The organism is Sphingobacterium sp. (genome assembly GCF_039596235.1).
In the GTDB taxonomy this organism is placed as follows: domain Bacteria; phylum Bacteroidota; class Bacteroidia; order Sphingobacteriales; family Sphingobacteriaceae; genus Sphingobacterium.
In genome coordinates this window covers 1-22,437 of record NZ_JBCNKE010000001.1, presented here as the reverse complement: position 1 = coordinate 22,437, position 22,437 = coordinate 1, and the positions used below count along the sequence as shown (strand labels likewise).

21 protein-coding genes are annotated in these 22,437 nt (G+C 39.5%); 7 read left to right on the top strand and 14 right to left on the bottom strand.

The window, feature by feature from the left end:
• The first annotated feature begins 49 nt into the window (after positions 1–49).
• Complete coding sequence (gene folK, locus ABDW32_RS00105) at positions 50–553, top strand: 2-amino-4-hydroxy-6-hydroxymethyldihydropteridine diphosphokinase (protein ID WP_343558505.1); 504 nt, start codon at positions 50–52, stop codon at positions 551–553.
• Positions 534–878 carry an Hpt domain-containing protein gene (locus tag ABDW32_RS00100; protein ID WP_343558504.1) on the top strand — a complete coding sequence of 115 codons (345 nt, stop codon included), beginning with the start codon at positions 534–536 and terminating at the stop codon, positions 876–878. The genes folK and ABDW32_RS00100 overlap by 20 nt, the downstream gene beginning before the upstream one ends.
• Position 879: 1 nt before the next feature.
• Here the strand turns inward: ABDW32_RS00100 and pssA are convergent, their stop codons facing one another.
• Both pssA and rho read right to left on the bottom strand, forming a co-directional pair.
• Entirely contained in the window at positions 880–1,560 is a 681-nt protein-coding gene (gene pssA / locus ABDW32_RS00095) for a CDP-diacylglycerol--serine O-phosphatidyltransferase (RefSeq protein WP_343558503.1), read from the bottom strand.
• 174 nt (positions 1,561–1,734) lie between these two features.
• The gene (gene rho / locus ABDW32_RS00090; RefSeq protein ID WP_343558502.1) at positions 1,735–3,234 is read right to left on the bottom strand and encodes a transcription termination factor Rho; all 1,500 of its coding nucleotides are present in this window, start codon (positions 3,232–3,234) and stop codon (positions 1,735–1,737) included.
• A 295-nt stretch (positions 3,235–3,529) separates the two neighbouring features.
• Between rho and ABDW32_RS00085 the strand changes: the two genes are divergently transcribed.
• The 3 genes from ABDW32_RS00085 to ABDW32_RS00075 all read left to right on the top strand — a co-directional run bounded on the left by ABDW32_RS00085 (position 3,530) and on the right by ABDW32_RS00075 (position 7,442).
• On the top strand, positions 3,530–5,257 hold the full coding sequence (locus ABDW32_RS00085; protein ID WP_343558501.1) for an MFS transporter: 1,728 nt from the start codon (positions 3,530–3,532) through the stop codon (positions 5,255–5,257).
• Positions 5,258–5,498: 241 nt separating this feature from the next.
• On the top strand, positions 5,499–6,362 hold the full coding sequence (locus tag ABDW32_RS00080; protein WP_343558500.1) for an N-acetylglucosamine kinase: 864 nt from the start codon (positions 5,499–5,501) through the stop codon (positions 6,360–6,362).
• Between the two features lie 258 nt (positions 6,363–6,620).
• Positions 6,621–7,442 carry a UDP-2,3-diacylglucosamine diphosphatase gene (locus ABDW32_RS00075; protein WP_343558499.1) on the top strand — a complete coding sequence of 274 codons (822 nt, stop codon included), beginning with the start codon at positions 6,621–6,623 and terminating at the stop codon, positions 7,440–7,442.
• A gap of 76 nt (positions 7,443–7,518) precedes the next feature.
• Here ABDW32_RS00075 and ABDW32_RS00070 read toward each other — a convergent pair whose 3' ends face one another.
• Both ABDW32_RS00070 and ABDW32_RS00065 read right to left on the bottom strand, forming a co-directional pair.
• A complete protein-coding gene (locus tag ABDW32_RS00070; RefSeq protein ID WP_343558498.1) occupies positions 7,519–8,202 on the bottom strand; it encodes a metal-dependent hydrolase in 684 nt (227 codons plus the stop codon).
• 10 nt (positions 8,203–8,212) lie between these two features.
• Positions 8,213–8,518, bottom strand: a complete 306-nt coding sequence (locus tag ABDW32_RS00065) for a YbaB/EbfC family nucleoid-associated protein (protein WP_343558497.1) — start codon at positions 8,516–8,518, stop codon at positions 8,213–8,215.
• Between the two features lie 99 nt (positions 8,519–8,617).
• Between ABDW32_RS00065 and ABDW32_RS00060 the strand changes: the two genes are divergently transcribed.
• Positions 8,618–9,244: a hypothetical protein gene (locus ABDW32_RS00060; protein ID WP_343558496.1), complete on the top strand. Its 627-nt coding sequence runs from the start codon at positions 8,618–8,620 to the stop codon at positions 9,242–9,244.
• An 89-nt stretch (positions 9,245–9,333) separates the two neighbouring features.
• Here ABDW32_RS00060 and ABDW32_RS00055 read toward each other — a convergent pair whose 3' ends face one another.
• The gene (locus ABDW32_RS00055) at positions 9,334–10,323 is read right to left on the bottom strand and encodes a hypothetical protein (protein WP_343558495.1); all 990 of its coding nucleotides are present in this window, start codon (positions 10,321–10,323) and stop codon (positions 9,334–9,336) included.
• A gap of 233 nt (positions 10,324–10,556) precedes the next feature.
• On the opposite strand from ABDW32_RS00055, the gene ABDW32_RS00050 reads away from it, so the two are divergent.
• Positions 10,557–11,147, top strand: a complete 591-nt coding sequence (locus ABDW32_RS00050; RefSeq protein WP_343558494.1) for a thymidine kinase — start codon at positions 10,557–10,559, stop codon at positions 11,145–11,147.
• A gap of 353 nt (positions 11,148–11,500) precedes the next feature.
• Here ABDW32_RS00050 and ABDW32_RS00045 read toward each other — a convergent pair whose 3' ends face one another.
• The 9 genes from ABDW32_RS00045 to ABDW32_RS00005 form a co-directional block, all read right to left on the bottom strand.
• Positions 11,501–14,224: a carboxypeptidase regulatory-like domain-containing protein gene (locus tag ABDW32_RS00045; protein WP_343558493.1), complete on the bottom strand. Its 2,724-nt coding sequence runs from the start codon at positions 14,222–14,224 to the stop codon at positions 11,501–11,503.
• A 118-nt stretch (positions 14,225–14,342) separates the two neighbouring features.
• Positions 14,343–15,806 (bottom strand): cardiolipin synthase, encoded by a 1,464-nt coding sequence (cls, locus tag ABDW32_RS00040; protein WP_343558492.1) that lies wholly within the window; start codon positions 15,804–15,806, stop codon positions 14,343–14,345.
• 56 nt (positions 15,807–15,862) lie between these two features.
• Positions 15,863–16,552, bottom strand: coding sequence for a sulfite exporter TauE/SafE family protein (locus ABDW32_RS00035; protein WP_343558491.1), 690 nt, complete (start codon positions 16,550–16,552; stop codon positions 15,863–15,865).
• Positions 16,553–16,561: 9 nt separating this feature from the next.
• Positions 16,562–16,984, bottom strand: coding sequence for a FixH family protein (locus ABDW32_RS00030; protein WP_343558490.1), 423 nt, complete (start codon positions 16,982–16,984; stop codon positions 16,562–16,564).
• Positions 16,985–16,995: 11 nt separating this feature from the next.
• On the bottom strand, positions 16,996–18,384 hold the full coding sequence (ccoG, locus tag ABDW32_RS00025) for a cytochrome c oxidase accessory protein CcoG (RefSeq protein ID WP_343558489.1): 1,389 nt from the start codon (positions 18,382–18,384) through the stop codon (positions 16,996–16,998).
• 17 nt (positions 18,385–18,401) lie between these two features.
• On the bottom strand, positions 18,402–19,295 hold the full coding sequence (locus tag ABDW32_RS00020; RefSeq protein ID WP_343558488.1) for a cbb3-type cytochrome c oxidase N-terminal domain-containing protein: 894 nt from the start codon (positions 19,293–19,295) through the stop codon (positions 18,402–18,404).
• A gap of 3 nt (positions 19,296–19,298) precedes the next feature.
• Positions 19,299–19,493, bottom strand: coding sequence for a hypothetical protein (locus tag ABDW32_RS00015; RefSeq protein ID WP_343558487.1), 195 nt, complete (start codon positions 19,491–19,493; stop codon positions 19,299–19,301).
• Between the two features lie 4 nt (positions 19,494–19,497).
• Positions 19,498–21,636 carry a cytochrome-c oxidase, cbb3-type subunit I gene (gene ccoN / locus ABDW32_RS00010; RefSeq protein ID WP_343558486.1) on the bottom strand — a complete coding sequence of 713 codons (2,139 nt, stop codon included), beginning with the start codon at positions 21,634–21,636 and terminating at the stop codon, positions 19,498–19,500.
• Positions 21,637–22,058: 422 nt separating this feature from the next.
• Positions 22,059–22,437: hypothetical protein (locus ABDW32_RS00005; RefSeq protein WP_343558485.1), on the bottom strand; the 379-nt coding region annotated here is incomplete at its 5' end.

The window sequence follows — 22,437 nt, the reverse complement described above, 5'->3', positions numbered from 1 at the left end:
ATTTTTTATTCCTCCAGTATTTTATTTCATAAAGACGTAATTTAGCAATATGAATAAGATTTTTATATTATTGGGGACCAATTTAGGAGACCGGCTGCAACAACTCGCTAGAGCAAGGAAAAACCTTGAACAACAAATCGGAATCATCTTGCAGGAATCCTCAATTTATGAAACGGCAGCTTGGGGAGTTGAAGACCAACCAGCATTTCTTAACCAGGTTATCCTAATAAGCTCGCCTTTATCTGCACCTGAGTGTTTGCATCTTACCCAACAGATCGAGTCGGATCTTGGAAGGATACGGCTAAAGAAATGGGGAGAAAGAGCCATAGACATTGATCTACTTTATTTCAACGACGAAATTATCAACGAGCCGAATTTGATTATACCACATCCTTATATTTCAGAAAGACGCTTTACCCTGGAACCCTTAGCAGAGATAGCCCCAACATACATACATCCTGTTTACAAAAAAAATAACGTATCTTTATTGTATAATTGCAAGGACGAATTACCCGTAAAGAAAATTAGCGACGATGAATCATATCGACATTGACCTGATCAGCCAAAATATGTTTGACAATACAGACTTGATCAAACAGTTTGTATCAATGTATCTTATACAGACCCCGGTTGACTTAGATAATTTGCAAAATGCACTAAATGTTGGAGATCATCAAAAAATTGCAGATGCTGCCCATCACATCAAACCTACGATGGACTATATTGGAGCATTTCATTTAAAGGCCAAATTCGAAGAATTGGAAATGAATGCCAAAAATCAGGAATCGTTAGAGGGACTCAGGGCAACTTTTCAGGTGCTGAACATCGAAATGAAGGAATTATTATTTGAACTCGAGCAATACGAAAAAACGATCTAAATCAGATCGTTTTTTTATTAAAATGCAATGCTGACAGGATAAAATACAACAGTAGAATCACTGGCAAAGCCATAAATTGTCCAATCACAAATAAGATTAGCGTTAAAAACAGAAAGATAAAGCGATATTTATTTGTCGCCCAGTCCATTGAACTGAATTTCATCGAAAAAAGCCGAATCTCGCTAATTAACAGATAACTGGTCAAGAATGCGCTACAAACCAAAAAAATTGGATTTAAAATAAGTTCGGGATACTTGTCAGCGATATAGGGCAATGAAAGCACATAAAAGGTATTCATCGGCGTATTGAGTCCGATAAAATCTGAGGTTTGTCGTTCGTCCAAATTAAATTTAGCCAAACGTAAGGCCGAAAACACGGTAACAATAAACCCGATATAAGGCAGCAAGGAACCACCAGGAAATGCCTTTTGCAATAACGTAAACATAATGACACCTGGTAAAAATCCAAAACTGACCATATCCGCAAGTGAATCCAATTCCTTACCGATAGATGATTTTACATGAAGAAGCCTTGCGACCATACCATCAAAAAAATCAAATATTCCAGAAGCTAGTACACATATCGTAACGGCTTTTATGTCGCCATTCAACGCCATCAATACAGCAATACAACCACTAAAAAGATTTAGGCAGGTCAGCAGATTTGGAATATGTTTTTTCATCAATAATCTATTTATATACGTATTGCAATTTTTAACCTGGCTCCAATGTTTAAGTTTGCAGCTTAATATCGCATCAATATGAATATTTCGAAGTTGAGTTATACCCAACTTATCGAACACAAAAAAGCCATCATTTTAGTAAAATGATGGCTAAAATATTAAAATTTGATGGGATTACCCATTCATACTGATCAAAAATTCTTCATTTGATTTAGTACCACGCATTTGTCCTTGCAAGAATTCCATTGCTTCTGTAGAATTCATATCTGATAAGTGATTGCGAAGCACCCAAATACGTTGCAATGTTTCTTTATCTGTCAATAGATCATCGCGCCGTGTACTAGACGCAGTAATATCAATAGCAGGGAAGATACGTTTGTTCGCCAATTTACGATCCAATTGCAATTCCATATTACCAGTTCCTTTAAATTCTTCAAAGATCACCTCATCCATTTTCGAACCGGTATCTGTCAGGGCTGTTGCAAGGATAGTTAATGAACCTCCGTTTTCGATATTTCTAGCCGCACCGAAGAAACGTTTTGGTTTATGCAGAGCGTTGGCATCCACACCACCCGATAAGATTTTACCAGAAGCCGGAGCAACGGTATTATAAGCACGCGCCAAACGCGTGATCGAATCCAATAGGATAACCACATCATGACCACACTCGACCATACGCTTCGCTTTCTCCAGTACGATATTGGCGATTTTTACATGACGATCAGCAGGTTCATCAAAAGTAGATGAAACAACTTCTGCACGTACACTTCTGGCCATATCTGTAACCTCCTCAGGACGCTCATCAATCAATAAGATGATAAGATATACTTCTGGGTGATTCTTCGCAATAGCGTTAGCAACTTCCTTCAATAAATTTGTTTTACCCGTTTTTGGCTGTGCAACGATCAATCCACGTTGTCCTTTACCGATTGGTGTAAACAAATCCATGATACGAGTGGAGTAGTTACCCATTCCCATATCTAAATTTAAGCGCTCATCGGGAAATAATGGTGTCAGGTAGTCAAAAGGCACACGGTCGCGTACCTCTGCTGGATTCTGTCCATTAATGGCCTCTACTCTGACCAATGGAAAATATTTTTCACCTTCTTTTGGTGGGCGGATACAGCCACGAACAGTATCTCCTGTTTTCAAACCAAATAATTTGATCTGAGATTGTGATACATAAATATCATCTGGAGAGGTCAAATAGTTATAGTCTGATGAACGCAAGAAACCATAACCATCTGGCATAATTTCTAACACACCCTCATTAACGATAACATTGTCGAAATCTGTACTGGAAGAAGTAGTTTCAGCTTTAGGAGTTTGAGATGTTTTTTCAGGTTGGGAACCTTTATCTGTTGTTGGCGTATTTTCTACCGCAGGACTGCTTTCTTCACTTTCAACAGCTTCACGTTTTCTTACCGTCACAGGCTCAGCCGTCTTCACTGTTCTTACGCGTTTACGGGTACGTTCACCCTGTTCCTGACTATCCTCCTCCACTTTAGCAACTTTTTCTACAGAAGCCGGAGCTGCTTCTTCTTCCCCACCGGTATTGCTAATTCTTTCTATTAATTCTTGCTTACGCAATTTATCAGCATCCGCGATACCGATCAACTTAGCAATCTCGCGCAATTCTGATACGAGTTTAGCGTTTAATTCGTTAATATCCATTAATGTGTTGTGTATGATTTTTGGATTTTCTTTTGAGCTTTATTCTGATTACACACCTAAGCTTGTTTCCTTGTTTAAGTGAATGAAGAACTTAATGATTTCTTTTAAACCCGAAGTGGATTAAATCTTGAGAACCTAGACAAAGAAAAAAACAAATTTTGTTATTTCAAAATATTTCAAAAAAAATATTTACTATTGTAGCTAGTAAAACGATTTAACAACATTTTTAGATTGAATTTTATATTTTTTTTCATAAGTTCGTACCTTTCAAAATTTAAGTTTTTAGATCCCTTATATGGAACAGCAACAAACTAAAACCAATTACCCCGCACTCTACACACTGATTATTGTGTTTTTCTTTTGGGGATTCATTGCGGCGGGAAATAGCGTATTTATCCCTTTCTGCAAGAATTATTTTCACCTGGATCAATTTCAGTCGCAGCTTATTGACTTTGCCTTTTATACGGCATACTACATCGGTGCATTGCTCCTATTTATCTTTAGTTCAATTGGCGGTAAAGACCTGGTCGGAAAATGGGGATACAAAAAAAGTATCGTTTATGGTCTACTCTTTTCCGCGTTAGGTGCTGCAGCGATGATTGTCGCGGTCGAGGTAAACTTATATATTGGCATGTTGCTAGGTCTATTTGTAGTTGCTCTGGGATTCTCCTTACAGCAAACAGCAGCTAATCCCTTCGCCGTTTTATTAGGTGATCCTAAGACTGGAGCTTCCCGTGTTAACCTTGGTGGCGGTATCAACTCATTCGGAACAACAATTGGCCCATTGGTTATTGGTTTCTCTCTATTTGGAACATTTGAGCCCATCTCAGATTCTGAAATCGCCAATTTACCATTGAATAAAGTAGTCTATCTATATGTAGGTGTAGGTTTATTGTTTCTTTTGGCAGCGGCCCTGTTCAACTTCAGCAAAAAAGTTCCAGCTGGAATCAGCAATGAGCCAATGGAAAAAGCAAATAAGGCATTACGTACCTTGATCATCATGACGGTTTTGCTATTTGGTATGTTCACACCGGTATTCCTAAGTTACAAAAGCGACCTTGCACTGCATATTGAACAATTACACCAGCAGGTATCGAGCCTGACCGATCAAGTGCAGATTGATCAATTAAAAGCACATATTAAAGAAGTTGCCAAACCATTGGAAACACAACGTATGCTATGGTTGGCAGGTGCATTAATCGTCGTCATCGGCGGTTTACTTTTCTCCAACAGAAGCGCTAAAAAGAATCCGGAAGGCTGGGGTGCAATGAAATATCCGCAACTAGCTTTGGGAATGCTTGCATTATTTATTTATGTAGGTATCGAAGTTGCTATTGGTAGTAACCTAGGTGAATTGCTTACGCTAAAAGAATTTGGGCACTTGCAGTCGTCCCAGATCACTCCATACGTGTCCATGTACTGGGGAAGTATGATGATCGGCCGATGGGCTGGTGCGATTACAGCATTCAACCTGAGCAAGTCGACTAAAAATGGGCTGTTGGTCATTGTCCCTTTAATTGCTTTTTCTATCATTATTGGCGTGAATACACTTGCTGGCTTCGAAATGTCGCATCTGTATTACTATGTGATCTGTATTATTTTACAGATTGTCGCCTTCTATCTAAGTAAGGAAAAACCAGCACGTACATTGATTATTTTCGGTTTATTTGGGATTATTGCCATGCTAATCGGACTTTTCTCGTCTGGTACAATTGCGATTTACGCATTCTTATCAGGAGGTTTAGCCTGTTCAATCATGTGGTCATCCATTTTCAGTTTATCAATCGTTGGTCTTGGAAAATATACCGCTCAGGGTTCAGCATTCCTGGTCATGATGATTCTTGGCGGTGGTATCCTGCCTCCTATCCAGGGAAAATTAGCGGATATCATTGGAATACATAACTCCTACATTCTACCGTTAATCGGATTCTGTTATATAGTTTTCTTTGCTGTGTTTGTGAAAGGAATCTTAACCAAACAAGGAATCAATATTGATGAAATCGAGGCTGAAGGAGCACACTAAAGACATCAACTAATTGTAAATAGTACACTATTTAAACAATTTTATTACAACAGCTAAAAACTGGCTTAACGACATTGTTAAGCCAGTTTTTTTATATCATCAGCAAAATCATAAAATTTATTTTTTCAAAAATACGTGGATAAATTATGATATTTAAAATTAAAAAATGTATTTTCGGGGAATTGATTAATGAATTGATTGCTCATTTTATAACGATAAACACAATTAAAACTACTCAATAATGATAATCATTGCTGACGGGGGATCAACAAAAACAAACTGGTGTTTGTTAGACGATTCAAATAAAAAGATCTACTTCAACACAGAAGGATACAACCCTTATTTTGTTGACAGTGAATACATTGTAAACTCCCTAAAAAAAGGATTACCGCAGGATTTACCTTTTGAAAAAATTGCGGAAGTAAATTATTATGGTGCAGGGGTCCATAATAAGGAAAAAGCTCAGATTGTAGTGGATGCACTCAAACAGGTATTTACTACGGCGAAAGTAGAAGTAGGCCACGATCTGCTTGCCGCAGCAAGGGCATTGCTAGGATCCGAAGCTGGCTTTGCAGCAATTTTGGGTACTGGAACAAATTCTTGTCTCTATGATGGTAAAGAAATCACATTAAATATTGACTCCGGAGCTTACATTTTAGGCGATGAAGGATCGGGTAGTTACATCGGTAAAAAATTACTTGCAGACTATGTACGTAATTTAATGCCTAAAGATGTAAAGGAAGTGTTTTGGAACACCTATAAAATGACGAAAGATGAAATCATGGATGCGGTTTACACCAAACCCATGCCAAATCGTTTCTGTGCAAGTTTCAGTAAATTCGTATATGACAATAATGTAAACATCGAATACACACGTAATATTGTCGATGAGGCATTTGAAGCTTTCTTCAGAAATTTAGTCAGCAAATACCCTAATTACCAAAGTTATACCTTCAATTGTATTGGTTCTGTAGGTTACAATTTCAGAAATGTGTTGGCTGAAAAAGCGGAACAATATGGAATGAAAGTAGGTAAGATTTTACGTTCTCCTATTGATGACTTGGTACAGTTCCACATCGACAGAGCGGCAGCAACTGCTAAATAGAAAAGTAAAATAATCTTTAACATACTAAGAAAAAGGTGCATCTTATGATGCGCCTTTTTTTATATACCAACAATAAATCTTTTTTTCGATCGTTGAAAAAGGTCCTTCTTTATATGTATTAGACTAACCAATATTAAATTCTAATAAACTTATTTATACCATTTTACAGTATATTTTAATAATTTAATAACAGGAATTTCATCAGTACAAAATAAAATTACCTTTTTTTTGTAAAAAGAATATTTATAGTTTATTCCGATGAAAAGAAGCCTTGATATACTTGTACTCTCAGACATACACTTAGGTACATACGGAAGTAGAGCCAAAGAGCTTTTACTTTACCTGGAATCCGTCGCACCCAAGATATTGATCCTCAACGGCGATATTGTAGATATCTGGCAATTTAAAAAAAGCTATTTTCCACAAGATCATTTGAAGGTTATCAAGAAGATTATCGATATGAGCTCAACAGGTACTGAAGTCCATTATATTACGGGAAATCACGATGAAATGTTGCGCAAGTTCACTGATCTTAAGTTAGGGAATATCAAACTGAGCAACAAACTGCTTCTTTCACTTAATAATCAAAAGGTATGGATTTTTCATGGTGATGTTTTCGACGCATCCATACATCATTCAAAATGGCTGGCGAAGCTCGGCGGTTGGGGTTACGATAAGTTGATACAGCTTAACAATGTGATTAATTATTGCTTGGATAAGATGGGAAAAGAGAAATACTCACTCTCAAAAAAAATAAAAAACTCTGTTAAAAAGGCCGTTAAATATATATCGGATTTCGAACATACTGCAACGGAATTGGCTATTGAGAAAAATTATGATTTTGTTGTCTGTGGCCACATTCATCAACCTCAAATTAAGGAGGTCATTACCCGCAAGGGCACATGCACTTACATGAACTCTGGCGATTGGATCGAGAATCTAAGTAGTTTGGAATACAAAAATGGTGAGTGGAAGCTCTTTTACTTTGAGGAAAATAAGGAGCAAATCCTTAAAAATAAGATCATCGACACCCCTCTTTTCAGCCTGGAGGATTTAAAGAAAATCGTTATATCATCATAGACAAAAAAGCGTAGTAAAAAATAAATCTTGACAGAATTATAGTGATCAAAAGCCGGGCTAGCCCGGCTTTGATTTATTACAACGTTATTGTCTCTCCTACTTTTGGAAGTGACAATGAAATATCTTCGTTCTGGAATTTGTCCAGCGCCTTTTGTTTGTCGATCTGAATCGGTGGGAATGAATCATAGTGAATTCCGACCACACGGGCGCAATTGATGAATTCCGCCGCCCTGAGCGCATCATCCACATCCATTGTATAGTATCCACCGATAGGAAGAAAAGCCCAATCCAATTTTAGATCAGCCAGCAACTTCATCTCCATTGTCAACGCTGTATCTCCAGCGAAATAGATCTTCTTACCCTTTACGTTAAAGACAAATCCAACGGGGAATCCACCATATTGACCGTCAGGTGTACTATTGGTATGTGCGGCGTAAACCATCTTTACAGAACCAAAAGGCAGCTGTACCGTACCACCGAGATTGAACTCAACAACTTTATCTTCAGGTACCCCTTGTCTCCTTACCCATGCCGCTGTTTCAACAATGGCCAATACTGTGGCATTACTATTCTTTTGAATGGTAGCCATGTCGGCGACATGATCTTGATGCCCATGGCTCAAAAAGATGTAATCCGGTTTAATTGCATTTACGTCAATTTCTTTTGCCAACGGATTATATGTTACGAATGGATCCAACAAAACCTTCGTTCCATCAAAATCAAACTCAACACAAGATTGGCCGTAATAAGTTGCTTTCATAAGCCTATTTTTATTGATTAAATAATCCGCCTAAACCTCCTAACATATCTTTGCTCGCGGCTTGCATTTCAGCTTGACTGATACTCTCCGCTTGGGTTATTGCTTTATTCAAAGCAACAACTAGCAACTCCTCTAATTCTTCTTTATCGGCATTGGACAAAAAAACAGGATCGATCGTAATCTCCTTAATCTCCTTATTGGCTGTCGCCACCACACGGATCAAACCGCCCTCAGCCTCACCGGATACCGAAATGGTATCTAATCTCTTTTTGATTTCCTCTGCTTTTTGCTGCGCTTGAAATAATTTGTCAAACATATCTATCACATTTATTTAATGCCAATTTACAAAAAACCTCCAATACCTACTATTGCTAATTTACTTTCGCTAATGCCACCCTTTTTGTATTTTTGCAGCATGCAAAGCAATCAAGAAAAATTAGTTGCCCATTTTTTGGAACAGCTGAATCTAAATAACACCACTGTCCCAGAGGAAACATATGCTAAATTAATGGCAAAACAATCAGAAATCGTTAGTATCGAAGATGTGGTTGCCTATATCAATACGCTTGGGGAAGAATTAAATATCAAGGAAAATGTAGCCGAGCTCATCGAAAAAGTAGAAGATGAGACCAGTATCCTCATCCATAAACTCAAATTTATAACGGCTAGCGACAGACCTAAAGTATTGGTTTTAGATCGAATTGACCCACAGCAGATCAATCAGTCCGCGTATCTACAAGAATCCATAAAAATCGCAGGTGGGATTCCTACCACAATTGCTCAGGAAGCTGATAAGATCATTATCATTGACAGTGATGAAAGTGTATTTACTCGTATTCCACTTTTATTAAATGATTCTGAAATTGCGCAATCAAAGGCGATCCAACTTGATCAGCTATTTATTATGACAAAGCCTGATTTTGCCCGAATTCCGGGCTACGAATACCTAACGGAATTGGAGTCTTTAGCAGAGATCCTGCAGCCAAAATATTTTGTTTATGGGCACGAAGGCAAAGAATGGTTACAATTTCAATTGAAATAAAACGATATAATAGGCCTAGGGGCTATCGCGTTACAAAAAAGCATCTTTAATCAATTAAAGATGCTTTTTTTGTGGTGTGAACGTTAACACTAATTATATCTTCTGCGTAATACCTCATATAATTTTTCAACCGTATGAGGTTTATCCGCCCAACGGTTCTTAACTGCGTAGTTGGTCTGCAAGAATGCGTCAGCTTCTGCATAAGTACTGAATCTGTTCAATAACTCTACAGCTTCACTATAAGCTAAACTATAGCCATTAAACAAATCTTTGATAAATAAAAGTTTATCATTCAGGCTTATCCCGGTTTTAATATCTGTCAACTTATCTGAACTTCCGGATTGATTGACCTGATATACCCGATTCTGTACCCCGGCCTGTTTTTGTTGTGAAATAATCTCATTTAAGGTCAATGGCCTGGATGGAGTCTCCTCCACCACCGTATTGATTTCTTCCTGGATGAAGCTTTGCTGAGCCTCCTCAATAATGATCTCTTTCGGTTCTTCGACAACCGCTGTAACGACAACCGGCGGCTCGTCGATAAGATCTATTTTGGGATCATCAATTTTGTAATGATTTTCTTTTATATGTTCTACAGCATTTTCATGTGTTACAGGCTTACTTTCGCTCACTGATGTTGACGAATAGGGCGTTGTTGGCAAATTATCGCGTTCTTCGCTTTCGACATTTGCTGCAGCAATATGCTCTTCTTCTGCCTGTACAGGCTCATCTTTTATGGGCTCATCATTACGCGCAACCTCTTTCTCCAGGGGCTCCCGTTCGATAATAATTGGACTGGATGTCCGCAAAGAAGAAGGAGGAGTAAAATAGTCGTTAAAGGCTATTTTTTTGCTGTCAATCACCGAATCTCTCAAGGTATTTTGTGTTTGCTTGTCTTCTAACACGGCATCTGTTTTGAGTAAAGTGATATAAGCCGCAACAGACTGAGCTTTAGCTTCTAATCTCACAAGCTCAGCTATTTCAGCACTACCGCTTTTTTCCGACAAAACCAAATATTGTGCATTCAAATCCTGTAATAAATCACCTATCTTATTAAAAATTTCCGCTTTAGTACTCATAGTTCTATTTGAAATCGCCTATTAATCGTTTATAATACCTCTTTATTTATTGCCCTAAAAGTGGAAAACTCAACCCTTTGATTTATAAATATTTGAATTTACGCTCACTTTTTTGCTACTCAAATTTAATATTTAATTTCGATATTAGCGCTGTCAAAAACAGAATATAATCGGAAGTCAATTGACAAATAATACCTTATTCGCCGACTATCCGAAAAAAATAATTTAATCAAATGCTTTTTTCCGAACATAATCTGACATTGAGACCGGCTCGATATGGAAGTATTGAAGTGATCTGTGGGTCAATGTTCTCAGGCAAGACCGAAGAATTAATACGCAGACTTAAACGGGCTCAGTATGCTCGTCTAAATGTTGAGATATTCAAGCCTTCCGTAGATAAGCGATATGATGATAAATTGGTCGTTTCTCACGATAGCAATAGTATTCCCTCTACGCCGGTCGAAAATTCCTCCGCAATACTATTATTGAGCTCAGCTACCCAAGTGGTTGGAATAGATGAAGCGCAATTTTTTGATGGCGGATTGACAGAAGTATGTGTCAAATTGGCAAACAATGGTATTCGTGTCGTTATTGCAGGATTGGACATGGATTATAAGGGACAACCCTTTGGCCCTATTCCCAATTTAATGGCCGTAGCTGAACATGTCACCAAAGTCCATGCGGTTTGCATGCAATGCGGAGCTCCAGCAAATTATTCTTATCGTTTGACGGAAGATACCCAGACAGTACTTCTCGGTGAAAAAGATGCCTATGAGCCCCGTTGTAGACAATGTTATTATCATTTAGATCAACCGGGCATCTAAACGCCAATCAGAAATCGATCGACAATTGCAGTCAGTTCATGCCTTTCACAGAGCAACCGTAAGAGCACCATTACCTGCACGATTGATGATCGGTCAACAATCTCGCCGTTGTTATTTTTTGTTAAAGAGAACTGCCAAATAGACGATGTATCAATTTGGCATAAGATTTGAATTATACTTTACAAATAAGAAGATAAACGCTTTCAAAAGCGACAAAATACTTTTCATAATTTAGGTTTATAATTGGTTAGTTTGCACCTCCTTGCCCATCAAGGAGGTGTTTTTTTTATTAAAAAAAATGCTGCCCTTTCGGAATGGGCAGCATTTCTATTTTACATTTTTGTTTGTTTCATTTAAGGTTGTACGCGGTAATTCAACACCTTACGGCCTATATTTCCGGTTTGGTCCATTCCCTCCACAATCACTTTATAATTACCATTTCCATCGGCATTGTAAAACTGAATTGCTGCTTCTCCTGTCTCAGTTACCACAACCTTCGGATTCCAATAAATCGTTGTCCGCAGGTCGTTGGCAGATTTTCTTTCAGGTGTATCATACTTTGGTAAATAAAATTTACGCTCTTTAATATACCCCAATGGGAACATATCAATGACATTGGATTTTGGCAACAGTTTCTCGATTTCACTCATCGCCATTCGAGGTTTCTTGGCCTCAACTTTCTTCGTGTAGATCGATACAACACCGTTGTTTTGGTACATCCTTGACACTGTTCCGAGCTCGTCACGTAAAAAGATTTCTATTCCCTCGATATCCGCAACATTGATACTATTTAAGCCGGGTTCATCAATGGCCATGCCGTTTAGGAAAAACTGAACCGGAGTGCGTCCACCTGCATTGTAATCACGCGAAACGTAATACTTCAAGGTTTGTGGATCATAAGTAATACCCGTCAGCACAGTTTGCAGACACATCGTCAATACATTACAGCCTGTCAAGCGCTCCGGTTCAATACGATGTTCGGGCATAGATAAACCCGAAATTGCAGGGAAATCCTTATTTGTAATTACCTTTTTCTGTACAGCCGTCACCTCTACCTCATCCAATAAAATAGATTTTCTGTATTCTTTACGACTATTATCCAGATAGGGAGCGAATGCTTGGTCTATATTCGGAACAAAATAGCTTTTATAACCGTTATTTTTATCGATTTCAGGGTAATAACTCTGATCCATATTGATCACCAGACTACGGTAATTGTCATTCGACCTTGCATTTACCGTCACTTTCGATGAGTCTGGAAAAACAAGATCTTTGAATGTGAAACGACCGTTCTGGTCGGTATATACATCTTTTTTGATATTCCGGGAAGGTACCGACAACAACAATCCCCCATTCGGATATGGACGGCCAGTGTTCATGCGTAAAATTCCCGACAATTCTATCCCTTGTTCTGGAAGAAAACTAACCTGAGGCAACTTTTCAGCTATTAAAGCAGGATAATCAAAACGGCGGTATCCCTGTGTCATCAATAATGCATCCAACGCCTTTTCTCTATCCGGATTTTTTTCATCAAAATAAGTATTTGGATTTTCGACATTTCCTTTCAGGTCCGAAGTCAGCAAAAAGTTGCTTACAATGGAGAGATCGGCCTGATCATTATAGGGAACCTTAGATTCGTCGATCACAGAAACGGAATAACTACCGGGATATTTCTGTCCATTATTATCAACTGAAAGTTTCAGATTGACCTGATCTTTCGCCTTATAACTTTGCTTATCGCTTGTAACCTGAATATTGAGCAATTTCTCACTTTGAACAAATGCCAGGCGTTCACTCACCGGTTTGCCATCCGGTGTCAATAAAGTAACCTGGGCAATACCGTTTGGCAGACGCTCTTTTGGGATACTGACCAAAGCAGATGAAGATTTTAAGTTTACCTGAGCGCCAAAACAAAGATGTCCATTGGACTGAACCAATACATAGTAAGATTGTGCTGGATTTTTAGAAAAACTCTCTTCGCTGGTCACTACAGCAAATTCTATATTCTTTTCATCCTGCTTAACAAATACAACGTTTGCTTTGTCGTTAACAACAGCTGGAAGCTTATACTTGCGTTCCTGTCCATTATTAAATTTTATGACTGCCTGATAATTCTCTCCAGCCAGGGGCAATAAAGAGAAATAGCCCATACCTAATCCCAGATCCTCAAATTCTGCGACGGATTTACCCTTTGAATCGAGAATTGTGCCTTTCACTTTCAAACCCCTACCATCAGATCCAACAGCTTTAAACGCGACTTTCTTGGCAAATCCGGCGATTAAATCTCCGCCCTCAGGAAAAAACTGTACGTCAGCATCCCAAAGGGCATTTTTAAGCAGGAAGGAACTGGACAAAGGTTTTTCATTTTTGTTTTCCTGAATACTAACTTTTAATTGCCCCTTCTCCAAATCAGCCCTTTCCTTTGCCGATAAGTTGATTGTCACCTTACCCATCGCATCTGTTTCGCCTTTCCCTTTGTCTACTGTTTCCCATCCGGCGACAAACTCCCAATTGATCTTTGAATTAATCATCGGTTTGCCGGCCCGATCCCTGAATTGTATGACGGCCTGGCTCTTATTCCCATTGAGATTATTCTGAAATTCAATATTTGTAATCAATTTTTTATTGATCACATCTCCTATTGGAACTATTTTGTTAAAAAAATAGGATGCATCAAAGTTTGACATCCATTTTGTATAAGCCCTGAAACGATAATTATCCTGTGTCATGAATTGCGGATCGAGGACCATCTGTCCACTTCCAACACCTTTATCCAATGGGATTCTAAATGTTTGGATCAGCGAGTCACGGCTATTCAAAACCTCCACATAGGCAATTTTGCTGGGTTCGTATTCTGGAAGATTACGCGATAAATACGAAGAAAACCATAACGTATCTCCTACTGCATAATAGGGTTTGTCAAAGTGAAGGTGTACTTTTTCTGTTGGGTAACCCTGAAAATATTTTTGAACCCGTTCTACGATCGTATTAATAGGTAATGTAGGTGCAGTCTGTGCATAGGTTGACCCGATTCCTAAAATCCCTATCGATAAAGTCAATAGTTTGATGTGCTTCATTGAAAGTCTTAGAATTAAAAAAAGAATAGCTAAATATATTCAATTTTAAGCAAAGACCAATCCTACTGGGGCATTTTTAACATTTATTATAGCATTTGTACTCGCATTCAGGAGCCAGCTATAATAAAGGTGCAAGCAAACGACAAATGGAATCTACTCCTCGTTTCCATCGACTTCGCTGCATCCATTTACGCATTGTAATTAAATCCGAAACTTCAATATCAGCGAGAAATTGATTATTCATGCGTTCACAAAGCGCTTTATCGGAAACTATTCCCGATATCTCAAAATTGATGTAAAAACTTCTGATATCCAGATTGGTCGTACCGATATAGGCTAGCTTGCCATCAATACAGATCGTTTTGGCATGGAGAAATCCCTTTTTATAAAGATATACATTTACACCTCTTTCGAGTAATGGTTTAATAAAAGAAAACGAAGCATGTTGTACAAAAAAGGAATCAGATTGTGCAGGTAACATCAGATCAACGCGCACCCCAGAAGAAACGGCCAGCATCAGCGCTGTCGTCAGTTGATCACTCGGAATAAAATACGGCGTACACAATTGAACATACTCCTTTGCCTCGTTGATCCCGGCTATAATTGCTTCCATGTTAAAAGGAGCAGGAGAACCCGGGTCACTCGCTGTAAAACCAACACCACTTGCGTCTTCATCGCTCACAGGAAATCGATTTAAATAACCTTTCCCTAACTCAAATGATTCACCATCCGTCTGGTTCCAGCTGTTCCAAAACTGAATTTGTAAGGTATTGACGGCAGCTCCAATGATCATCATCGCTGTATCCCGCCAATAAATATCGTTTTTCCCATTGTTGATATAACGATCCGAGATATTGATCCCGCCCACAAAACCAACTTTTCCGTCAATCACTGCAATTTTACGGTGATTTCGGTAGTTGCTATTAGCCAATGAAGTAAAGGTAACCGGGAGAAATGCTTCAAACAGAAAATCAGGTTTATGTTTATGCAAATATTTAATCACATCAGGTGCGCCAAAACTATCTAAAATCAAACGTACCTTCACTCCAGATTTTGCCCGCTCTTCCAAAATATCCAATATTTCACATCCGATCTCATCCATTTCCCAGATATAGTACTCCATATGAATCGAATGTTTTGCCGCTTTCAATTTTTGAATTAATACCGGAAACTTTTCTTCGCCGTTAATAAACAAAGTGACATCATTGTTCAGCGAGAATGTGGATATTTTCTGATTTTTAAGGTATCGATAGACCATGGCCAAACTCCCTATACGTTCGTTCAGGGTATCAATATGTTCCTCCATAATCTCCGATTCTTTTCGCCATGCATCGAGCAACTTTTTTGACTGTTCGCGATACATCCTTTTCATCCGTTTGACCTTCTTAAATTTCTGCCCAAAGAAATAGTAGCTGAGCAGACCGATTACAGGTAGGAAAACAATCACCATAATCCAGGCAATCGTCTTGGTTGGATTACGGTTTTCAATCAAGATGGTGCCGATTACACCAATATATAAGACAAGTAAAGGAATCCAGTAATATTGTAAAGCAATTTGTAAAATATGATGAAGTACCTCCATTGATGCGCTAAGTTTAATACCAAATATAATACTTAGCCCTGACAAATTGTTTGTTTTCAGGCACAGTTTATCGCACCCTCAATATGAATCAGCGGGCTTAAATAAGGAATATTTAAGTTTGCCCCCCGAAGTATGAACCAAATTCCGAGCAGAAAATATAGAAAAGGCATCCATTTCGAAAAACCAATTTTGAAAGATCTGGAGAAGTTTCCCAAAAAGGAAAACAGAAATAAAAGTGGTACTGTCCCCAATCCAAAACAGAGCATGAATAGGAAACTCTGCTGTGCACTATCGGCGTTCATTGCTGACATTAAAGCCATATACACCATACCACAGGGTAGCAAGCCATTCAATATGCCCGCGACAAAACTGCCTCCTGGTCTATACAACCATTTGGACAACAACCTGACAACCGGCTGCACCGAGCGGGTTTGTAAATGGGCAATGGTACGATTGTTTTTCCCCACAAGCTGGAACACTGCGATCAGCAGCAGTACAATCCCCGTGATCCAGCTCAAAGCACGCTGCCAGCCCTGAATCTGGGCAAAAGTTCCTATCGTTCCCAAAAGAAAACCTAAACTTGCATAGGTCAAAATCCGGCCCAATTGATACAGTACTTTATTTAGAAAAGCAGACCAACCAAACCCTTGGCTACCCTCAATTGCAAAAATTAAGGGACCACACATGACCGCACAGTGGATACTTCCAAATAGCCCCATAAAAAATGCAAAGTAAGTATAGCTCATTTTTCCTGTTTAAAATAGAATATGTTCCTCAAATAAAAACTCCCTGCCTTCGCTTTTCCAATCCACATACAAATTCCACATTCCTTTGTCGAATGTAGAGATGGGCAATACAAACAGATTAGCCGTTGTCTGAAATGGTAACTCCCTATCCAGCTTATTATCCGAAGGCTTACGGAACAATAGCTTCCCTTTGTTTATTTTGGAGACGAAATGTATATACAGTGTATCTTTTCTGATTTCCACAGTTGGCGATTCTTTCATATTCAGCACATTTTGTTTCTTCTCATAAGCTTTGTCGTAATTCAGCCCCTGCTCATAATAATCATCCTCTTCTAAGCTGTCTGTATCATGGGTAACCATGTAAAATCCAGCAGCAACGATGCACAGCATAAATACCGCTAAGCTCAAAAAAATTTTTGTACCCCAATTCATTGTTTTATTTGTTAATTCATTCCAGGAGGAGCGATGAAAGTCGTTTTTAGGCTCTCAACTTTTTTATCTCCTGAATAGATAGATAATTTGATATTACTTTTGTATGTCTTGACATCCTTATTCGCGATAATCAAAAAGAAACTTAAGGTAGCATGTCCATCTTTATTAAGCTTTTGGATGGGATTGACCAGTTGGATTTTGAGTCTCGGATCCTCACATACCAGTCGAAAAGGCATTTCCTTACCCGACTTGTTCATTAACTCCAAGGCGTAAAGGTTACTGATTGTCTTATCCTCCCGGAGCTGGTAGGTACTTCCTTTTGCCCTTAACAACCGACCATCAACTTGAGAACGATTGAACAGCAAAAAACCAAATACCGACATCAGCAGCACCAAGACAATGGAATATGCCACCGCCCGTACGTTGCTTTTCTTCTTGAGTGTACCTTCAATCTCCCCCATGGGGTAAAAACCGATCAGCTTTTTGGGCTTTCCGATTTTTTTCATGACAGCATCACAGGCATCAATACATGCGGTGCAGCTCACACATTCCAATTGTAAGCCTTTGCGGATATCAATTCCTGTTGGACAAACGTGTACGCAGAGTTTACAGTCTACACAGTCCCCCTGTGAAGTGGAAGCACCCTTTTGCTGCTTTCCTCTGGGCTCACCCCGCCGATGATCGTACGCTACTGTAATACTTTGATCATCCAGCAGGACGCCTTGCAACCTTCCATAAGGACAAATTGCAATGCATACAATTTCCCGGATGTAGGCAAATACCGCATAAAATACCAGGGTAAATAAGATGATGGAAATTAAGCCGACAATATGCTGATCCAATGGATCGGTAATTATTTTAATCAACGCATCTGAACCGATAATGTAAGCCAAAAAGATGTTCGATATAAAAAAGGAAATAATCAGAAATATGCTATGCTTCAATAGCTTCTTCATCTGTTTCTGATCCGTGTTCGGGCCTTCATCACTTTTCTTCTGTTGCTGCCAATCCCCTTCAATCCAATATTCAATCCGCCTGAAGATCAATTCGAGAAAAATCGTCTGTGGACATGTCCATCCACACCAGACACGTCCAAATACTACGGTAAATAATACCACACATACCATAATGATCAACATGCCGAAGACGAATATATAGAGGTCCTGGGGGTAAAAGAGGTTTCCTAAGATCGAAAATTTCCGTTCAATAATATTGAACATTAGAAACGGTTCACCCTTTACCTTGATGAAAGGCGCTACAAATAAGAACAGTAGCAGTGTATAACCAACCCACTGCCTTTTTTTATAAAGTGCTCCCTGCGGTTTTTTGGCATAGATCCACTGTCTCTTTTTTGATTTAGATCCGCCATTATTGGCATTGTTAACTGCTACTGTACTCATACTTCAATCTTGATTTTCTATTCAGCCTTTTTTTCCATCCCTGCGCCATCATTTGGCTTTGCGGCATCCTCAGCATTTCCATAAGTAACCTCCTCCCCCTGCGGTTCTTTTGGATTAGCAGGATGTGTATCTCTGAGGGTAACAATGTAACTCGCCACCTGTGCGATCTGCGCTGGACTCAAAGTCTGTTCCCAGGGTACCATTCCTTTATCCGGAACACCATACTTGATGGTTTTGAAGATATTTTTAATCTCACCGCCATGTAACCAAAATTTATCCGTTAAGTTAGGCCCGATACCACCTTCTCCGTTTCCTCCATGACAGGCTACACAGTTTGCTGCGAAAATAGCTTTCCCCTCCACAGCCATATCTGGCTCAAATTCAATTGTATTTTCATCAACATTGCTAGCGGAAGCAGCTAAATACGCTTGTCTTTCTTTTTCTGCTATAACCATTTCATGTGCATACTCCTGATCCTGGTTCATACCGATACCAGAAACCTGATAGATGAATAAGTAAACCAGTCCAAAGAAGATTGTCCCATAGAACAAAAAGTTAAACCAGATTGGGATAGGATTGTCCAGTTCGCGGATACCATCATATTCGTGATCGATAACGATGTCCTTTTCTTCTGAAATAGGCCTTATTCCCATGATCTTGTTCCAAGACCGCTTCAACCATCCCTTATTGGCCAATTTCTTGCGTTCTTCCTCCTTGACCAATTCTGGCATCGTAATCTTAATAATAGATTTCATTGCGCGATTAACCATCAATGCCGAGGCCAAAAGAGCCAACATCACGACAATCAATACGATAATTAAGATATCTGTGTATAAATTATCCGTACCAAAACCCCAGGTAGACTGAACAGCTTCTATTGTGGTAGGTGCGGTATCTAATAATAAACTCATATACTATATACTTTCAGGTGAATGATTCATTTCCTTGTCAGGTTCCTCTTCCAAAGGCAGTTCCTTCATATAGTTTACATAGTCCTTTTTCATGCGAAACAACATGATTGCGACCGAAATAAAGAAAATCAGGAATATCCAAAGTGATACAATAAGGTAAAGCTCACTTCCGTTCAAATTTGTGATCTGTTTAAACATAGTATTATTGATTTACGTTAACTTCCGTAGCCACTTTCGGAGCTGCTTTTATATCCGTTCCCAATCGTTGCAAATAAGCAATTACGGCTATAATCTCACGGTCAGCTAGTATATTGACTTGATTCTGTTTCAGATCGTCGGCAATTTTCTGAGCCTGTTTGTGCAGATCCTGTTCCGCATTTGCTATCGCCGCATCCGTATAAGGAATTCCCAATTTGCGGAGGGCTTCCATTTTATCTTTCAAAATAGTGTTGTCCAATTGCTGGTCTATTAGCCAAGGATAAGAGGGCATAATACTTCCGGGAGAAGTTATTGTCGGATCCAAAAGGTGATCAAAATGCCACTTATTAGGATATTTTGAACCAATCCGGTGCAAATCAGGTCCGGTACGTTTGGATCCCCATAAGAACGGTGTATCGTAGACATATTCGCCAGCCTTACTGTATTCACCATAACGGGCAGTCTCTGACCTAAATGGACGGATTGCCTGCGTATGGCAGTTGACACAGCCCTCTCTTACATACAGATCGCGTCCCTGCAGTTCCAATGCTGTATAAGGCTGCACACTTGCGATTGTCGGTACGTTTTTGGAAATGGTGAATGTTGGAATCATCTCCACCATACCACCGATCAGAATCGCGATAAGTGCCAGCACCATGAACAATATCGGTTTACGCTCAAGACGACGGTGTTGAGACTGTTCATTGACCTGAACAGGTAGTAAAGCCGGTGCCTCCGCTGGCTCATTAGCCATCAGCTTGCCTTGCTTCATGGTCTTAATTAGGTTGAAGGTCATCAGGAAGACACCTGATAAATAAAGTGCCCCACCTAAAGCTCTCATCATATGCATCGGTAGAATTTCCAATGTTGTTGCTAAGAAGTTTGGGTATTTCAAAACGCCTTCGGGTGTAAACTCTTTCCACATCAGCCCTTGTACAACTGCAGCCCAATACATCGGAATAGCGTAAAACAAAATTCCAAGAGTACCGATCCAAAAGTGAGTTGAGGCTAATTTCTTCGAATAAAGTTCTGTTTTATAAATACGTGGTATTAGCCAGTAGAGGATACCGAACGTCATAAAACCATTCCAGCCCAATGCACCCACGTGTACGTGCGCAACGATCCAATCTGTAAAGTGAGCAATTGCATTTACCTGCTTTAACGACAGCATTGGACCTTCAAACGTTGCCATACCATAACAGGTCAGTGCAACGACCATAAATTTTAACATCGGTTCGGTCCGTACTTTATCCCAGGCACCGCGCAGTGTCAACAGACCGTTTATCATACCGCCCCAACTAGGTGCAATCAGCATAATTGAAAATACTACACCTAGGGACTGAACCCAGCTTGGTAATGCCGTATATAACAAATGGTGCGGTCCGGCCCAGATATAGATAAAGATCAATGACCAAAAGTGCAGAATGCTTAATTTATAGGAGTAAACCGGACGATTAGCCATTTTAGGCAGGAAGTAATACATCATTCCCAGGTAAGGGGTAGTTAGGAAAAACGCAACAGCATTATGGCCATACCACCATTGCACGAGTGCATCTTGCACACCTTTATAAACATAGTAGCTTTTCCAGCCTGCTACAGGCAGTTGAATGGAGTTGACGATATGTAGCACTGCCACTGTAACAAATGTGGCAATATAGAACCAAACTGCGACGTACATATGACGTTCACGCCTTTTGATAATTGTACCAAACATATTGATCCCAAATACCACCCAGATTAGGGTAATTGCGATATCAATTGGCCATTCCATTTCAGCATACTCATGACTTGAGGTAAGTCCTAGCGGAAGAGTGATAGCCGAGGCGACAATAATTAACTGCCAACCCCAAAAGTGGAGCTTACTTAAAGCATCACTAAACATTCTCGCTTTAAGTACACGTTGCAAGGAGTAATAGACCCCCATGAAAATACCATTACCCACGAAAGCAAATATCACCGCATTAGTGTGTACTGGGCGTACACGGCCAAATGTTGTGTATTGCAATCCAAAGTTCATCTGAGGCCAGACAAGCTGCGTTGCCACAAGCAATCCTATGGTCATACCAACTATCCCCCAAATAATGGTAGCGATTCCGAAATTTCTGACAATTCTATTGTCGTAATTAAATTGCTCTAACTGCATTACTTAAATTGTTGATTCTGAATCAAAAGTAAGCAGCATTTTATGACAATCTAATGATAGACAATGCGTACAGAAGTGATCTACGTCACCTTATTGCTCTAGGTCAAAAGGATTGGATATCCGCAATTTAGTAACTGATTCTAAGTTATTTAAACAAAGAAAGGAGAAACAAAAACAATCTCTTCCATTTATTTTGAAAACAAAAGTGATGGCTGTCACTTCCATCTAGGGCAAAACTGTGCTTTACCCGTGTGAAAAGTATTTGATAGGCAAATTTGGGGCTTCTTACAAGAATATCCTTTGGATTCAATCTACTTCGGGGACCGGGCTGTATGGCTATATGCCTTATGCTCAATCGGTGGCTTTCTCAAGCAATGATAATACTTATTAAAGTCGTGTATGTATACTTGCCGCCAAACCAGCTATACCTTTGTCCAATAATGATGTTGCAGGAATAAAGTGACTGTGGGGAACTTCCCATCCAGGCCGGTTGGCCGTCGGTAGAAGAACGAGAGAAAAGTAAACCCCGGGCGGGGCGCTGCAGCTGTTACGGTTACAGTTACTCTTGCCGCTACAGCTATTGCTGCCACGGTCTTGCTGTTAAGGCTATCGTTACAGTTACCGATGTCTTTACTAGCGTTGTTGCTTCTGTCGCTGCCGGTTCCGGTTCCGGCAAAAGTCTCCAAACGAAAGAAGCCCTTGACTGTTTCCAGCAAGGGCTTCCGTGTAAAAAAAGGCACCGACCTACTCTCCCACCTGTTACGGCAATACCATCGGCTCTGGCGGGCTTGACTGCTCTGT